Origin of the sequence: Yokenella regensburgei (assembly GCF_003634235.1) — a bacterium.
GTDB lineage: Bacteria > Pseudomonadota > Gammaproteobacteria > Enterobacterales > Enterobacteriaceae > Yokenella > Yokenella regensburgei.
Genome location: NZ_RBIZ01000003.1, coordinates 995717 through 1011938, shown reverse-complemented (window position 1 = coordinate 1011938; position 16222 = coordinate 995717). Strand labels below are relative to the sequence as shown.

At 56.8% G+C, this 16222-nt stretch carries 15 protein-coding genes; 8 read left to right on the top strand and 7 right to left on the bottom strand.

Translation table 11 applies throughout. The annotated features are described in order from the left end of the window. Positions 1–56 precede the first annotated feature (56 nt). Positions 57–2435, bottom strand: a complete 2379-nt coding sequence (gene ppsA, locus C7387_RS05070) for a phosphoenolpyruvate synthase (RefSeq protein ID WP_006820186.1) — start codon at positions 2433–2435, stop codon at positions 57–59. A gap of 336 nt (positions 2436–2771) precedes the next feature. On the opposite strand from ppsA, the gene ppsR reads away from it, so the two are divergent. The 8 genes from ppsR (at position 2772) to C7387_RS05030 (ending at position 10850) form a co-directional block, all read left to right on the top strand. Next, complete coding sequence (ppsR, locus tag C7387_RS05065) at positions 2772–3605, top strand: posphoenolpyruvate synthetase regulatory kinase/phosphorylase PpsR (RefSeq protein ID WP_038257179.1); 834 nt, start codon at positions 2772–2774, stop codon at positions 3603–3605. A gap of 153 nt (positions 3606–3758) precedes the next feature. Then, positions 3759–4805, top strand: a complete 1047-nt coding sequence (gene aroH, locus C7387_RS05060) for a 3-deoxy-7-phosphoheptulonate synthase AroH (RefSeq protein WP_006820189.1) — start codon at positions 3759–3761, stop codon at positions 4803–4805. Between the two features lie 162 nt (positions 4806–4967). Beyond that, positions 4968–5147 carry a hemin uptake protein HemP gene (gene hemP, locus C7387_RS05055; protein ID WP_081874674.1) on the top strand — a complete coding sequence of 60 codons (180 nt, stop codon included), beginning with the start codon at positions 4968–4970 and terminating at the stop codon, positions 5145–5147. Between the two features lie 66 nt (positions 5148–5213). After that, positions 5214–7196 carry a TonB-dependent hemoglobin/transferrin/lactoferrin family receptor gene (locus C7387_RS05050; RefSeq protein ID WP_040903597.1) on the top strand — a complete coding sequence of 661 codons (1983 nt, stop codon included), beginning with the start codon at positions 5214–5216 and terminating at the stop codon, positions 7194–7196. A 49-nt stretch (positions 7197–7245) separates the two neighbouring features. After that, on the top strand, positions 7246–8274 hold the full coding sequence (locus tag C7387_RS05045; RefSeq protein ID WP_120816210.1) for a hemin-degrading factor: 1029 nt from the start codon (positions 7246–7248) through the stop codon (positions 8272–8274). Then, positions 8271–9089, top strand: coding sequence for a heme/hemin ABC transporter substrate-binding protein (locus C7387_RS05040; protein ID WP_120816209.1), 819 nt, complete (start codon positions 8271–8273; stop codon positions 9087–9089). Before C7387_RS05045 ends, C7387_RS05040 begins: the two co-directional genes overlap by 4 nt. Beyond that, entirely contained in the window at positions 9089–10078 is a 990-nt protein-coding gene (locus C7387_RS05035) for a FecCD family ABC transporter permease (RefSeq protein ID WP_006820195.1), read from the top strand. Before C7387_RS05040 ends, C7387_RS05035 begins: the two co-directional genes overlap by 1 nt. Next, entirely contained in the window at positions 10071–10850 is a 780-nt protein-coding gene (locus C7387_RS05030; protein WP_166791140.1) for a heme ABC transporter ATP-binding protein, read from the top strand. Before C7387_RS05035 ends, C7387_RS05030 begins: the two co-directional genes overlap by 8 nt. Here C7387_RS05030 and selO read toward each other — a convergent pair. The 6 genes from selO to btuC all read right to left on the bottom strand — a co-directional run bounded on the left by selO (position 10847) and on the right by btuC (position 16201). Then, on the bottom strand, positions 10847–12289 hold the full coding sequence (gene selO / locus C7387_RS05025; RefSeq protein WP_120816207.1) for a protein adenylyltransferase SelO: 1443 nt from the start codon (positions 12287–12289) through the stop codon (positions 10847–10849). The genes C7387_RS05030 and selO overlap by 4 nt on opposite strands. Positions 12290–12350: 61 nt before the next feature. Continuing rightward, positions 12351–13064, bottom strand: a complete 714-nt coding sequence (locus C7387_RS05020) for an EAL domain-containing protein (RefSeq protein WP_006820198.1) — start codon at positions 13062–13064, stop codon at positions 12351–12353. A gap of 286 nt (positions 13065–13350) precedes the next feature. Next, positions 13351–13815: a C40 family peptidase gene (locus tag C7387_RS05015; protein ID WP_038257081.1), complete on the bottom strand. Its 465-nt coding sequence runs from the start codon at positions 13813–13815 to the stop codon at positions 13351–13353. Between the two features lie 76 nt (positions 13816–13891). Further along, on the bottom strand, positions 13892–14641 hold the full coding sequence (gene btuD / locus C7387_RS05010; RefSeq protein ID WP_120816206.1) for a vitamin B12 ABC transporter ATP-binding protein BtuD: 750 nt from the start codon (positions 14639–14641) through the stop codon (positions 13892–13894). Beyond that, positions 14638–15192 carry a glutathione peroxidase gene (locus C7387_RS05005; protein WP_006820201.1) on the bottom strand — a complete coding sequence of 185 codons (555 nt, stop codon included), beginning with the start codon at positions 15190–15192 and terminating at the stop codon, positions 14638–14640. The genes btuD and C7387_RS05005 overlap by 4 nt, the downstream gene beginning before the upstream one ends. A 28-nt stretch (positions 15193–15220) precedes the next feature. Continuing rightward, complete coding sequence (gene btuC, locus C7387_RS05000; RefSeq protein WP_038257075.1) at positions 15221–16201, bottom strand: vitamin B12 ABC transporter permease BtuC; 981 nt, start codon at positions 16199–16201, stop codon at positions 15221–15223. Positions 16202–16222: the final 21 nt, after the last annotated feature.

Sequence of the window (16222 nt, the reverse complement as noted above, 5' to 3'; positions counted from 1 at the left end):
AGGCATAAAAAAATCCCCAGCCTTTCGACCGGGGATTTTTCATTGGTAAATCAGAACTATTTGTTCAGTTCAGCAAGGCTGAGCCAGGTCTGCACCACGGTATCCGGGTTCAGGGACAGACTGTCGATCCCTTCTTCCATCAGCCAGGCAGCGAAGTCTTCGTGGTCGGATGGGCCCTGACCACAAATCCCGACGTATTTACCCTGTTTCTTCGCGGCTTTGATCGACATAGACAGCAGCGCTTTCACCGCCTCGTTACGTTCGTCGAACAGTTCAGACACGACGCCAGAGTCACGGTCGAGGCCGAGAGTCAGCTGAGTCATGTCGTTAGAGCCGATAGAGAAACCATCGAAATGCTCGAGGAACTGTTCGGCCAACAGGGCGTTGGACGGGATCTCGCACATCATGATGACTTTCAGGCCATTCTCACCGCGCTTAAGCCCCTGACGCGCCAGCTCATCCACTACCGCTTTCGCCTGGTCAACGGTACGCACGAACGGGATCATAATCTCAACGTTGGTGAGGCCCATTTCGTTACGCACGCGTTTTACCGCATCACATTCGAGGGCGAAACAGTCGCGGAAGCTGTCGGACACATAGCGTCCGGCACCACGGAAGCCCAGCATCGGGTTTTCTTCGTCCGGCTCGTAACGATCGCCGCCCACCAGGTTGGCATATTCGTTAGATTTGAAGTCAGACAGACGCACAATCACGCGCTTCGGATAGAAAGCGGCGCCGAGCGTGGCGATCCCTTCGGTCAGACGACCCACGTAAAATTCACGCGGTGAGTCGTACCCTTTCATCATCTCGCGGATTTCGTTCTGCAGCTTCGGCTCCTGGTCATCGAACTCCAGCAGCGCGCGCGGGTGAACGCCAATCATGCGGTTGATGATGAATTCGAGACGCGCCAGGCCTACGCCTTCGTTCGGCAGACAGGCGAAGTCGAACGCGCGATCCGGGTTACCGACGTTCATCATTATCTTGAGCGGCAGGTCAGGCATGGTATCAACGCTTGAGCTCTTGACGCTGAAGTCGAGCAGATCGGCATACACGTAACCCGTGTCACCTTCGGCACAGGAAACGGTAACTTTCTGGCCATCTTTCATGCGTTCGGTAGCGTCACCACAGCCCACCACCGCCGGGATCCCCAGCTCACGAGCGATGATCGCGGCGTGGCAGGTACGACCGCCGCGGTTGGTCACGATAGCGGCCGCTTTTTTCATGATCGGTTCCCAGTCCGGGTCGGTCATGTCGGTCACCAGCACGTCACCCGGCTGAATACGGTTCATTTCGCTGATGTCGTGAATCACCTTCACTTCACCCGCACCAATGCGATGACCGATGGCGCGGCCCTCTGCAACAATTTTGCCCTGCGCATGCAGCGTATAACGCTCCATCACCTGGCCACGGGAACGCACGGTTTCCGGACGCGCCTGGACGATAAACAGTTTACCGGTATGACCATCTTTCGCCCACTCGATGTCCATTGGACGACCGTAGTGTTTCTCAATCTGCACCGCTTGTTTAGCCAGCTCCTGCACCTCGTCGTTGGTCAACGAGAACACATCGCACTGTGACTGCGGTACATCTTCAATACGCACCTGCTTGCCATGCTCCTGGGTCGGCGCATAGACCATACGGATTTTTTTCGAACCCATGGTGCGGCGCACAATCGACGGGCGACCCGCAGCCAGCGTCGGTTTATGCACGTAGAACTCATCCGGGTTCACCGCGCCCTGCACCACCATCTCGCCCAGACCCCAGGCAGAAGTGATAAATACCACCTGATCGAAGCCAGATTCGGTATCGATAGAGAACATCACGCCGGAGGAGGCGAGATCGGAGCGCACCATCAGCTGTACGCCAGCGGACAGCGCCACGCCGCGGTGATCGTAACCCTGATGCACGCGGTAGGAGATCGCGCGGTCGTTAAACAGGGAGGCGAAGACGTGCTTCACCGCCACCAGCACGGCATCATAGCCCTGCACGTTGAGGAAGGTTTCTTGTTGCCCGGCAAAGGATGCGTCCGGCATATCTTCAGCCGTAGCGGAAGAACGAACGGCAAACGAGGCCTGCGCGTTATCGGCAGAAAGCTGCTGGTACGCGCCGCGGATCGCCTCTTCCAGCTCAGGCTGGAACGGAGTGTCGATTATCCATTGGCGGATTTGAGCGCCTGCTTTCGCAAGCTCAGTGACGTCATCAATGTCGGTGTTATCCAGCAGTTCATAAATGCGCTGGTTAACCCCACTTTGGTCGAGGAACTGATTAAAAGCATCAGCCGTGGTGGCGAATCCGTTAGGCACCGAAACGCCCAGATCGGACAAGTTTGTAATCATTTCACCCAGGGAGGCATTTTTGCCCCCAACTCTGTCTACATCATTCATGCCGAGTTGGTTGTACCAAAGCACCAGCGGTGACGAGCCATTGTTGGACATCGAAACAATCCTTTTATGAATTAAGAACGGGTGCCAGTTTGTACTGGCGACGCGAATTATCCTCGCATATTTGCGGCGCTGACAAAAACGGTGAATCGTTCAAGCAAAATAAAAAATTCATTTTTAAGACTGTTTCCCATTCACGCTAACCTACTGATTCATCAGCAATCCCACAAAAACGGATGGTATATAGACAACATTTTGAAAAATGAAACACTCTTTTCAGTAAAAATAAAAATAGTGTTTCATTATTTAAATGAGACAAACAGCGCTGCGCGACGATTAAAATTAATTTATGCTTTCAGACAATTAAGTCGATTAAACCGGATGGTCAAAATGGAAAATGCTGTAGACAGGCATGTATTTTATATTTCTGATGGTACAGCCATCACCGCTGAGGTGCTCGGGCACGCGGTGATGTCGCAGTTTCCTGTGGCTATCAACAGCATCACCCTGCCGTTTGTCGAGAGCGAGAGCCGCGCCAGAGTGGTCAAAGACCAGATTGACGCCATTTACCAGCAAACCGGCATTCGCCCACTGGTGTTCTACTCCATCGTTATCCCGGAGATCCGCGAGATCATTCTGCAAAGTGAAGGGTTTTGCCAGGATATCGTTCAGGCGCTGGTGGCTCCGTTACAGCAGGAACTGAAACTCGACCCGACGCCGGTCGCGCACCGTACCCACGGACTGACGCCAGGCAACCTCACCAAATACGACGCCCGTATTGCCGCAATCGACTACACCCTGGCGCATGATGACGGTATTTCGTTGCGTAACCTCGACCAGGCGCAGGTCATTCTGCTCGGCGTCTCCCGCTGCGGGAAAACCCCGACCAGCCTCTATCTGGCACTGCAGTTTGGTATTCGTGCCGCCAACTACCCCTTTATTGCCGACGATATGGACAATCTGGTTCTGCCTGCCGCACTCAAACCGCTTCAGCATAAGCTTTTTGGCTTAACGATTAATCCTGAGCGACTGGCTGCTATTCGCGAAGAGCGCCGGGAAAACAGCCGCTACGCCTCAATGCGTCAGTGTCGAATGGAAGTGGCGGAGGTCGAGGCGCTGTACCGTAAAAATCAGATTCCGTTCCTTAACAGTACCAACTATTCGGTAGAAGAGATCGCCACCAAGATTATGGATTTGATGGGACTCAGTCGCAGAATGTACTAACACACTAGTACATTGCAAATTCATTGTGTATGATGCATACCGTGATCGAGTGCACATTACGGCCAGGGGTTGAATTCAGCCAGGATTGGTTTATCGTGATGCGCATCACTTCCGGTATTTTGCCGATGAAGCAACAAATTTCTGAGACACCCAATGAACAAAACCGATGAATTGCGTACCGCGCGGATAGACAGTCTGGTCACCCCCGCGAGTCTTGCGCAGCAATACCCGGTGACCCCTACCGTTGCCGGGCACGTGACGGATGCCCGCCGTCGCATTGAAAAAATCCTCAACGGTGACGACCGCCGCCTGCTGGTGGTGATTGGTCCCTGCTCGATCCACGATCTGGATGCGGCGATGGACTACGCGCGCCGTCTGCAGACGATGCGTGAAAAGTATGCCGGACAGCTCGAAATCGTGATGCGCACCTATTTTGAAAAGCCGCGTACCGTGGTGGGCTGGAAAGGCTTAATCTCCGATCCGGATCTCAACGGCAGCTATCGCGTTAACCACGGTATCGAGATGGCGCGCAAGCTGCTGCTGCAGGTTAACGAGCTTGGCGTGCCGACGGCAACCGAGTTTCTCGATATGGTGACCGGGCAGTTTATCGCCGATCTCATCAGCTGGGGCGCTATCGGCGCGCGGACCACTGAAAGCCAGATCCACCGCGAAATGGCCTCCGCGCTCTCCTGCCCGGTAGGCTTTAAGAACGGCACCGACGGCAACACCCGTATCGCGGTGGATGCGATTCGCGCTTCCCGCACCAGCCACATGTTCCTGTCACCGGACAAAGACGGTCAGATGACCATCTACCAGACCAGCGGCAATCCCTACGGGCATATCATTATGCGCGGTGGTAAAAAACCGAACTATCATGCTGAAGATATCGCCGCCGCCTGTGACACACTGCGTGAGTTCGCTCTGCCGGAGCAGCTGGTTGTCGACTTCAGCCACGGTAACTGCCAGAAGCAGCACCGCCGTCAGTTGGACGTGTGCGATGACATCTGCGAGCAGATCCGCAACGGCTCAACGGCCATTGCCGGGATTATGGCAGAAAGCTTCCTGCGTGAAGGAACACAAAAAATGGTGGCTGGTCAGCCGCTGACATATGGCCAATCCATCACCGATCCGTGCCTGAGCTGGGAAGACAGCGAAATCCTGCTGGAAAAACTGGCAAGCGCCGTTGCCACTCGTCTGTAAAACTTCCACCCCATCGCTTTGCGGTGGGGATTTCCCCCTCTTCAGCACAAAATTTGATCCAGTCACATTATTTTTACAAATAACACTTGCTGCTATCATGTCGTTTATTGATAATGATTATCATTGTTACATTGATTGTTATTTTTAAATGCTATGGCGCATATGGACAACACGGCTATCCTGGATAAACAAAAAGATAATACACCTTATCCGTCTCCCACGGACAGACGGGTCAGTAGCGCCACGCTGCTGGGTCAGGAAGGTCGCGTCATCATTGAACACGGTGGTCAGGAGTATCTGCTACGCCAGACCAATGCCGGAAAACTGATTCTGACAAAATAAACATCCCCCGCCAGCCACCCAGGTAATGCCGAGGCAGCCAGCGCTTTTCACTTTATGGAGAGTTGCATGCATTACCTGCATTTTGCCTCGGCACGTCCGTCGTTTGTGGCCCTCGCGGTACTGAGCGCAATATCCGCTCCGGCTTTTGCCGCCAGCGAAAAAATGACCGTTACCGCCACCGGCAACGAACGCAGTGCTTTTGAAGCGCCAATGATGGTCAGCGTCATTGAGGGCGACACCCCGCAGGCTGAAACGGCAAGCTCCGCCGCAGATATGCTGCGCGGCGTACCGGGAATTACCCTGAGCGGCACCGGACGCACCAACGGCCAGGACGTCAACATGCGTGGTTACGACCGTCGCGGCGTACTGATCCTGGTTGACGGCGTCCGCCAGGGCACCGACACCGGACACCTCAACAGCACCTTCCTCGATCCTGCACTGATTAAGCGTATCGAAGTGGTACGCGGCCCGGGCGCGATGCTCTACGGCAGCGGTGCATTAGGCGGCGTTATTTCCTACGAAACGGCCGATGCCGCAGATCTGTTATATGAAGGACAGAGCAGCGGTTATCGCGTCTTCGGCACCGGTGCTACCGGCGATCACAGCCTGGGTATGGGTGCCAGCGCCTTTGGCCGTACCGATACGCTTGACGGCATCGTTTCCTGGTCCAGCCGCGATCGCGGTGACATTCGTCAGAGCGATGGCAGCACCACCCGCAACGATGAAAGCATCAGCAATATGCTGGCGAAAGGCACCTGGAAGCTGGATGACGCTCAGTCGTTGAGCGGTTCACTGCGTTATTACAACAACGCCGCTCAGGAGCCCAAAAACCCACAAACCGCCGGAGGGGCATCCACCAGCAACCCGATGGTCGACAGATCCACTATCCAGCGTGACGCGCAGCTGAGCTATAAACTCAATCCACAGGGCAATGACTGGCTTAACGCCGATGCCCGCGTTTACTGGTCTGAAGCGAGAATTAACGCCCAGACAGAGCAACAAACCTCAGAATTTCGCAAACAGACCACCACCGGTGGAAAAGTAGAGAACCGCAGTCTGGTGTTCAGCGACAGCCCGGCGGCTAACCTGCTGACCTACGGCGGTGAATACTATCGCCAGGATCAGCATCCTGGCGGCTCCACCACCGGCTTCCCACAGGCGAAAATCGATTTCAGCTCCGGCTGGCTGCAGGACGAAATCACCTTACGCGATCTGCCGATCACCCTGCTCGGCGGCACCCGGTACGACAGCTATAAAGGCAGCAGCGACGGCTATGCCGACGTGACAGCGGATAAATGGTCATCACGCGCGGGCATGACCGTCAGCCCTACCGACTGGTTGATGCTGTTTGGCTCCTGGGCGCAGGCCTTCCGTGCACCGACGATGGGGGAAATGTACAACGACTCCATGCACTTTGCCGCCGGTCCGTTTACTAACTACTTCGTGCCGAACCCGAATCTGCGCCCGGAAACCAACGAAAGCCAGGAGTTTGGTTTCGGGCTACGCTTTGACTCGCTGCTGCTGGCGAACGATGCGCTGGAGTTCAAAGCCAGCTACTTCGATACCAAAGCCAAAGACTACATCACCACCACCGTAAATTTCATGGGCAAAACCAGTACCTCGGTGAACGTCCCCAACGCCAAAATCTGGGGCTGGGACGTGATGAGCAAGTACACCACCGATTTGTTCAGCCTCGATGTGGCCTACAACCGAACCCGCGGCAAGGACACCGACAGCAACGAGTGGATCTCCAGCATCAATCCGGACACGGTGGTCAGCAAACTTGATATTCCGGTGGCACACAGCGGCTTCTCCGTTGGCTGGATGGGGACCTTCGCCGATAAATCTACTCACGTCAGCAGCGCTTACAGCCAGCAACCGGGCTACGGGGTGAACGATTTCTACGTCAGCTACAAAGGGCAGCAGGAGCTGCGCGGGGTCACAACCACTCTGGTGCTCGGTAACGCCTTCGACAAGGCATACTGGTCTCCGCAGGGCATCCCACAGGACGGGCGCAACGGTAAGATTTTCGTCAGCTATCAATGGTAACGCGACGGCCCCGGGAATCCGGGGCAATCCACTGAACAGGAAGAAATAAATGAATCAATACAGCCGCTGGCTCGAACTGAAAGCACAACACCCGGGGAAATACGCCCGTGATATCGCCGCCCTGATGCACATCAGCGAAGCGGAGCTGACCTTTGCACGCGTGGGACATGACGCATGGCGTTTGCAGGGTGCGGTCCGCGATATCCTGGCGGCCCTTGAAAAAGTTGGTGAAGTAAAATGCATCTGCCGCAACGAGTACGCCGTACACGAGCAGGTGGGCGAGTTCACCCATCAACATCTGACCGGTCATGCGGGCCTGGTGCTGAACCCGGGAGCACTGGATTTACGTCTGTTCCTCAATCAGTGGGCAAGCGCATTTCACATCAGCGAGACCAGCGCCCGTGGTGAGCGCCAGAGTATTCAGTTCTTCGATTATCAGGGCGATGCGCTGCTGAAGGTCTACACCACTGACGCGACCGATATGTCTGAATGGGGTAACCTGCTGGCACACGCGATCCACGCGGAAAACCCACCGCTGGCGCTGAGCGCGGTTGAAACGCCGGCAACGGCTGAGCAACCGGATGCGGAAGCGGTCGATCGAGAATGGCGCACCATGACCGACGTGCATCAGTTCTTCACTCTGCTCAAACGGCATAACCTTAGTCGTCAGCAGGCGTTCCGTCTCGTCGGCGACGATCTGGCCTGCCAGATCAGCAATGACGCGCTGGCCACGCTCCTCAGCACCGCTCATCAGGACGGCAATGAGATTATGATTTTTGTCGGCAATCGCGGCTGCGTGCAGATCTTTACCGGGAGCGTAACGAAACCGGTGCCAATGAAAGGCTGGCTCAATATCTTCAACCCGGCATTTACGCTGCATCTGCTGGACGATGCTATTGCGGAAAGCTGGGTGACCCGAAAACCCACGGCAGATGGTCATGTTACCAGTCTGGAGCTGTTTGCCGCCGACGGCTCACAAATCGCCCAGTTGTACGGTCAGCGTACTGAAGGCAACGCCGAACAGGTGCAGTGGCGAACCCAGATTGAGTCCCTTATCGATAAAGGACTGGCAGCATGAAACGCCTGGTAGCCATGCTGGCTGCCCTGCCGCTGCTGGCTCATGCGGCACCGGAAAAGGTGGTAGCGCTTGGCGGTGACGTGACCGAAATCGTCTATGCGCTGGGTGCACAGGCGCAGCTGGTTGCCCGCGACAGCACCAGCCAGTGGCCGGAGGCTGCGCGCAGGCTGCCGGACGTTGGCTATCTGCGCCAGCTTAACGCTGAAGGGATCCTCGCGATGCGTCCAGATCTTGTGCTTGCCAGCGTTCAGGCGCAGCCTTCCCTCGCCCTCCAGCAGGTGAAGGACAACCGCGTGGCGGTCGTTACTGTTCCCGGTAGCGACGCGCTCAGCGTGATTGATGAGAAAGTGCAGGTTATTGCCGGGGCGCTGCATAAAGAAAACGAGGGCGAAAAACTTCGCCAGCGGCTGCGCGCTGAAATGGCTTCACTTCCCACGAAGCCACTCAATAAACGCGTGCTGTTTATTCTGAGCCACGGCGGTATGAACGCGATGGCCGCCGGGCAGCAGACCGCTGCCGACGCCGCTATTCGCGCCGCGGGGTTGCAGAACGCAATGCAGGGTTTCAGCCGTTACCAGCCGCTCTCGCAGGAAGGGGTCATCGCCAGCCAGCCTGACCTGATTGTCATCTCTGCTGAAGGTGTGAAAAGCATGGGCGGTGCCGCCGCGCTGTGGTCTCTGCCTGGCGTCGCACAGACGCCTGCCGGACGCCACAAACAGGTGCTGGAAATTGACGATATGGCCCTGCTCGGCTTCAGTATCCGTACGCCGCAGGCGATTCGTGAACTGCGTAGCAAAGCGGAGCAACTGCCCTGATGTCGGCGGTCTTCTCCAGGCAGCTATGGTCTCTGCTCGCCCTGCTGCTCATCCTGGCGCTGGCGGCTACCAGTGTGGGTGCCCTGAAGCTCCCTCTGAGCCTGCTCTGGCAGGATGACAGCGCCCTGCGCCAGATCTGGTTCACTATCCGCCTGCCGCGTGTGCTGCTGGCGCTGGTGGTTGGCGGGTCTCTGGCGCTGGCGGGCTGTGTGATGCAGGGGTTGTTCCGTAATCCGCTCGCCGACCCAGGACTTCTTGGCATCAGCAGCGGTGCGGCGCTGGCGGTGGCGCTATGGGTGGTGTTGCCATTCACCCTTCCCGCGATAGTGATGCTGTATGCCCCGATGCTGGCGGCGTTTATGGGGAGTCTTGCGGTCACCGCCGTTATCTTTGTTCTCAGCCAGCGGCCAGAAAACGGTTTATCGCGCCTGTTGCTGGTCGGGATTGCTATCAACGCGCTGTGCGGCGCGGCGGTTGGGGTGCTCTCCTGGCTCAGTAACGATGCACAGCTGCGCCAGCTCTCGTTATGGGGTATGGGTAGCCTCGGCCAGGCGCAGTGGTCAACGCTGCTGGCGGTAAGCTCGCTGATGCTGCCGTCGGTGTGGATTATCTGGCGGCTGGCGCAGGCGCTTAATTTGCTCCAGCTCGGCGAGGAAGATGCCCATTATCTTGGTGTAGACGTCAAAACCGTTCAGCGCACGCTGCTGCTGTTCAGCGCCCTGCTGGTAGCGGCCGCGGTAGCCGTGAGCGGAGTGATTGGTTTCGTCGGGCTGGTAGTCCCCCACCTGCTGCGCCTGTGGCTGGGTGCCGATCATCGGGCGGTAATCCCGGGTTCTGTGCTCGCCGGCGCGATACTATTGCTGGTGGCCGACACGCTGGCGCGTACCCTGGTCGCCCCTGCCGAAATGCCGGTAGGGCTGTTAACCAGCCTGCTCGGCGCGCCGTGGTTTTTGTGGATGATTTTTCGTCGTGGAGGGGTTCGTGGATAGCCGACTTATCGCGACACATTTGTGCTATCGGGCCGGTCAACGTCAACTGATCGACGATGTCAGCCTGGTTCTCTCACCCGGCGAAGTGGTGGCGCTGATTGGTCCTAACGGTGCCGGGAAATCCACCCTGCTGCGCCTGCTCACCGGCTACCTGACGCCGCACGGCGGCGAGTGCCGGTTAAACGACATTCCTCTTGCAGCATGGCCTGCGCAGGCGCTCTCAGAACGCCGGGCGATGATGCGCCAGCAGTCCCGGCTGGGGTTTGACTGGCCGGTTGAAGAGGTCATCGCGATGGGGCGCGCGCCCTGGCACGATGCCAATAACCCGTCTATTGTGCAGGAAATTATGGCCCTGACCGGTTGCCTGCCGCTTGCCAAACGGCAGTACAATGCCCTTTCTGGCGGTGAGCAGCAGCGGGTACAGCTCGCCCGCGCGCTGGCGCAGCTCTGGCAAAACGGCGCCCCAGAGGGCTTTCTGTTTCTCGATGAACCGACCTCGGCGCTGGATCTGTACCACCAGCAACATCTGCTGCGGTTGTTGAAATCACTTGCCCGGCAGCACGCCCTGCACGTTTGTGTGGTACTGCACGATCTTAACCTTGCGGCGCTGTGGGCCGACAGGCTGGTGTTGTTGCATCAGGGAGAAGTGGTGGCTCAGGGAACCGCTGGCGAGGTGCTGCACCCGGCGGAGCTGCATCGCTGGTACGGGGCGGATGTGACCGTGGGAACGCATCCCGGCACGGCCACTCCGCAGGTGTTTCTGACGCCCTAGCTCGAGCAGCTGACTTCCAGCCGCTTGCCCCAGTCCGGCGGGCGGCGAACGTAGTCATCATCCCGATCGGCAAACGGCGAGCGCAGTGCCTCATGCAGGCGGTAGAGCTCCTGCATATCGCCCTTTTCCGCCTGTTCAATAGCGCGCTGTGCCAGCCAGTTACGTAGCACCATAGCCGGGTTGACCGCCTGCATACGCTGCTGGCGCTCGGCATCACTCACCCCATCCAGCTGCAGTCGTTCGCGATAACGGCTAAACCATGCGTCAAAAGCGGCGCGATCGATGAACTCATCGCGCAGCGGCGAGGCGGCGCTCAGTTGCTCCGTCTCACCAAGCTGGCGGAACGTGCGAGTGAAATCGCTGCCTTCACTGCTCATCAGCGCAAAGAGATCGTTCAACAGGTCATTGTCGCCGCTTTGCTCAGTATAAAAACCAAGCTTCGCGCGCATCCGTTGTCCGTATTCGGTAAACAGTGCCCGCTGATAGCCATCGAGCGCATCGTTAAGCGCATCCACGTCGATAAGCGGCGACAGCGACTGCGCCAGACGTTGCAGGTTCCACAGGCCAACGGCAGGCTGATTCTCAAAGCTGTAACGACCCTGATGGTCAGAGTGGTTACAGATGAAATCCGGCTGGAAATCGTCAAGAAAACCGTAGGGACCATAGTCCATGGTAAGTCCGAGAATGGACATATTATCGGTATTCATGACCCCGTGCGCAAAGCCCACGGTTTGCCAGCGGGCGATCATCTGCGCCGTTCGCGTGACAACGTCACGGAACCAGGTGACGTATTTATCCTCACGTGACGCCAGTTCAGGCCAGTGATGGCGGATCACGAAATCGGCGAGCTGCTGGACTTTCTCCGGCTCACGGCGATAGTAGAAATGCTCGAAGTGGCCAAAGCGGACATGGCTTTCGGCAATGCGCATCAGCATCGCGCCCTGCTCAACCGTCTCGCGGTATACCGGCGTATCGCTGGTGACTATCGACAGCGCCCGGGTGGTGGGAATACCTAACCCGTGCATCGCTTCAGAAGCCAGCGCCTCGCGGATAGTAGAGCGCAGCACCGCGCGCCCGTCACCCATGCGGGAATACGGCGTCAGCCCGGCGCCTTTCAGATGCCAGTCAACGCGCTTGCCGTTGGCGAGCTGCTGTTCGCCGAGCAAAATGCCGCGACCGTCGCCAAGCTGTCCGGCCCAGACGCCGAACTGATGGCCACTGTAAACCTGTGCCAGCGGCGACATGCCCGGGAGCAGCGTTTCACCGCCCCACACGCCCGCGCCGGTGGATGGCACAAACAGCGACGGTTCAACGCCCAGCTCCGCGGCCAGCGATTCGTTATGCCAGATCAGGCGCGCATTTTCGAGCGGCGTTGGCGCCAGTGCAGTATAAAAACCTGGCAGCTCATCGCGCCAGTGTGTAGTAAAAGACAGGGTCATGGTTCCTCCTGCCGCTAGTGTAGTGCCTGAACGCTGACACAAACACGGGGGAAATGCAGGGTTATCCCTGAACCAGCGTGGTGACCTGCTCCGGCGGTACCGGTGGCCAGAGCATTCCCTGCATCGCGCTGAAGGCAAAGGGTCGAATGCGAGTGAGCGTCTCTTCGCTATCAACGCCGGCAATCATCAGGGTGGCGCAGTACGGCTGCATCTGGGTGACAATGGCCCGCATGAACGGTTCGAACGACGGCGACATGACGCGGCGCTGTACGAAATTTCTGTCCAACTGAATGCGGGAAAACACACCAGCGAAAATGGCTTTGGTCGAGGCATCGCCGGCACCAAAGTTTGCCAGCACAAGGTTAAAACGTTTTGCCAGCACGAACAGCGGGTCATTCGCTGAAAGTTGATTCAGCCCAGGATAATTCTCATTAACCGTTAACTCAAGAAATGGGAATCGTTTAACATCTTTAACTAATAATTCGTCGTTTAAAAATGCCAGAGCAATGGCCGGGGTTATATTTATCCATGCCAGTAGCTGATGTTGAATAAAAAAGAGCTGGCAGGTAGCAAGCACCGCCAGTTTTTCTTTAAACAGCATCAATTCTTGCTCCGCCGTCATGTGCTGAATGACAAGATCGGTCGGTATACGCACATCGCCGTTCGTCGCCGTAAAATGAGTAATGATCTCCAGGCCCACAAGGCCTCCGGCAAAGTTGCGCGCCGGAAGAAGCAGGAAATCGGAGCGGTAAGTGTTATCCAGCGAGACAATCATTGTGTTTGCCCCTCATCAACGATGATTTCCGATAACCCCAGGTCTTGCTGCAAGCAATTTAAGTCAATTGATTTTAATAAAGTTAATTTCATTCGTTGCTGTTATTAGCGGTATCCCTACTGAGGACTCTTTAATGATTGTAATCCATAGACACACTTTAAGACAATCAGCAGTTTAGATGAAATGAAACGCCGTTCGTAAGGTTGAATAAGGAGATATTCATTTTTAAACATAAAAAGTGACAGAGACTAAAAAGGCCCCTCAGGGCCCTCTTTCGACATCGCGCTTAAATTCGTCGCGCCTGCCAGAAGTTTTTCCGCCAGTAAACGTTGTCAAGCGATGAACGCGTTACTCCCTGGCTGGTGGAGGCATGAATGAACATATTATCTGTATCATAAATCCCGACGTGAAGGCCGTTCGCCCCGGAGCCAGTTTTAAAGAAAACTAAATCGCCAGGTAACAAGTCGTCTTTATCGATGCGTGTGCCAATATTTGCCTGTTGTTTCGTTTCACGCGGCAGCTGCAGTTCGAATTTGTCGCGGAAAGTCATCAGTACAAACCCGGAGCAATCCACGCCACGGCGGTTCATTCCACCATAGCTGTAGGGAGTGCCACGCCAGGTACGAAGCTGATCGTTGAGGCTGGCAATCACAGTAATAGAGTCTGAGAGCCGAGAATTTGGCGGCGGCGCACGATGGCTGCTACACCCAGCCAGAAAAAGTGCCACCGCGACAATAAACCAGAAACGCATATCCGGCGATTCCCCTGTTTCTTATTTTTAGTTAATTTAGCGTGGTTATCATTCTTCTGGCAAGATACCTTTCGTGTCAGATGGTTGCAACCAGCATCTGATGCCCGGCGACTTCCAGCCGCTGGAAGGTCATTTTCCAGGCGTCAAAAAGGTGCCCTGGCGCCAGCACATCCGTTGCTGCACCGCTGGCGATAAGCAGGCCTTCACGCATCAGCCATACGCGATGGGCGTGGCGCAGCGAATGGTTAAGGTCATGGCTGCTCATCACAATGGTCACGCCAAGGCGGCACAGCTCGCTCAGGAGCCCATCCAGCGCGGCCTGCTGTGCGACGTCGAGGCTGTTCATTGGCTCATCCAGCAGCAACAGCTGACCGTCGGCATTCGTTCGCGGATCGATTTGCAGTATCACTGCGGCAAGCCGCACTCGCTGCCATTCCCCGCCGGAAAGCTGATTAGTGGCGCGGCCTAATTTCCCGGTCAAACCCAGCGCCTCTGCCACCGATTCCAGCGTGGTGCTCTGCAGCGCATTGGCCTGATGCAGCGTCAGATACTGCCAGACCGGCATCGCAAAGGGTGGAGTTTGCTGCTGCGTAAGATAGGCGCGATGGCGCGCCAGCGCAGATTCAGACCACTCCTCCAGCAGAAGGTTGTTCAACCTGATTAGCCCTTTCCCCTGGGTTAATCCGGCCATACGCATCAGCAAAGTGCTTTTCCCGGCACCGTTCGGTCCGACCAGGTGCAACATTTCACCGCGGTGAACCTCAGCAGAAAACGGCCCCAGGCGGGCCGTTTCCTCGACGTTCTGCAGTTGCATCAATAAGGTCATGAGGTCGCCAGTGCGCGCTTGATAGCTTCCTGTACCACCGCATCTTCCGGGGTCATATCCGGTGAGAAACGCGCCAGTACCTGCCCATTACGCCCAACGAGGAATTTTTCGAAGTTCCACAGGATATCGTCCGGGTACAGCGGCGCACGTCCTTTACTGGCCATACGTTCGTAGAAGCCGCTTCCCTCCGGCGCGATAGCCGTGGGTGCCGCCTCAACCAGTTTCTGATACAGCGGGTGACGATCGTCGCCATTGACATCGCCTTTGCTGAGCATCGGGAAAGTGACACCGTAGGTCGTCGAGCAGAAGGTTTTAATCTCCTCCGCACTGCCCGGCTCCTGCCCCAGGAACTGGTTGCACGGGAACCCCAGTACGGTAAACCCCTGTCCTTGCCACGTTTTTTGCAGGTTCTCCAGTTGCTCATACTGCGGGGTGAGCCCGCATTTTGAGGCAACGTTGACGATGAGGACCACGTTGCCGCGCAGGCCTTCCAGCGTTTTATGCTCGCCTTCAAGCGTGGTCACTTCGGTACTTAAGATATCATTTTGCATAGCATTCCCCTTAATTACGGCGGCGGATCTAACGCCCGGCCTTTAATAATAGCCAGATAAATACGGGTGCGCCGAGAGTGGCGGTCACCACTCCAATCGGCAATTCGGCAGCTGAAAGCGCCATTCTGGCGATAATATCCGCCAGCAGTAGGACACTCCCCCCCGCCAGCATACAGGCTGGCAGCAGGATCCGATGGTCCGTTAACCCACAGAGCCGCAGAATATGTGGGATGACAAGGCCGATAAAACCAATCGCCCCTGCCAGGGCGACGCTAACCCCCACCAGCCATCCGGTTGCAATAACCAGTACTCTGCGCCACAGCCACAGCGGTAGACCCAGCTGGCGGGCGGAAATCTCACCCAGCGCCAACAGGTTCAGCGGCTTAGATTGCACACTCACCCACAGCATAACCGGCAATAAGGCAATCATCAGCCATAGCTGCTGCCAGTCTACGCCCCCAAATCCCCCCATCATCCAGTACATCAGTTGACGTAAATCGAACGAGGTTGAGAAGTAGACCGCCCAGGTCATGATAGCGCTACAGATGATGCCAAGGGCAACACCCGCCAGCAGCAGCCTGCTGGTTGAGAGGTGACGTCGGGCAAAACGTAGCAAAATAAAGGTGATGAGCAACGCTCCGGCAATGGCGCACAGCCCCAGCGCCCAGCCCGGTAACACGCCGTGGCCAAGCAGCACAGCGGCAATCAGGCCCACCCCCGCGCCGTTGGAGACACCCAGCAGTCCGGGTTCAGCTAACGGGTTTTCAAAGAGCGCCTGCATGATAGCGCCAGAAAGTGCCAGCGCGGCCCCCACAAGCAGTACCGCCAGCGTCCGGGGAAGCCTGATTTGCCAGACGAACAGCTGCCCTTTTGCACTCAGCCATTCGCCAGGGCCAATCCACTGATCGCCTGCACACAGGCTCAGCATGATGGCGATAATCAGCAGTAAGGACAGCGCAAGCGTCCAGCGACGATTTCGTCGTTGTTGAAGTTGGGCCCAGGAACGCATAGTGTCCGTCGAGTAAAGAGT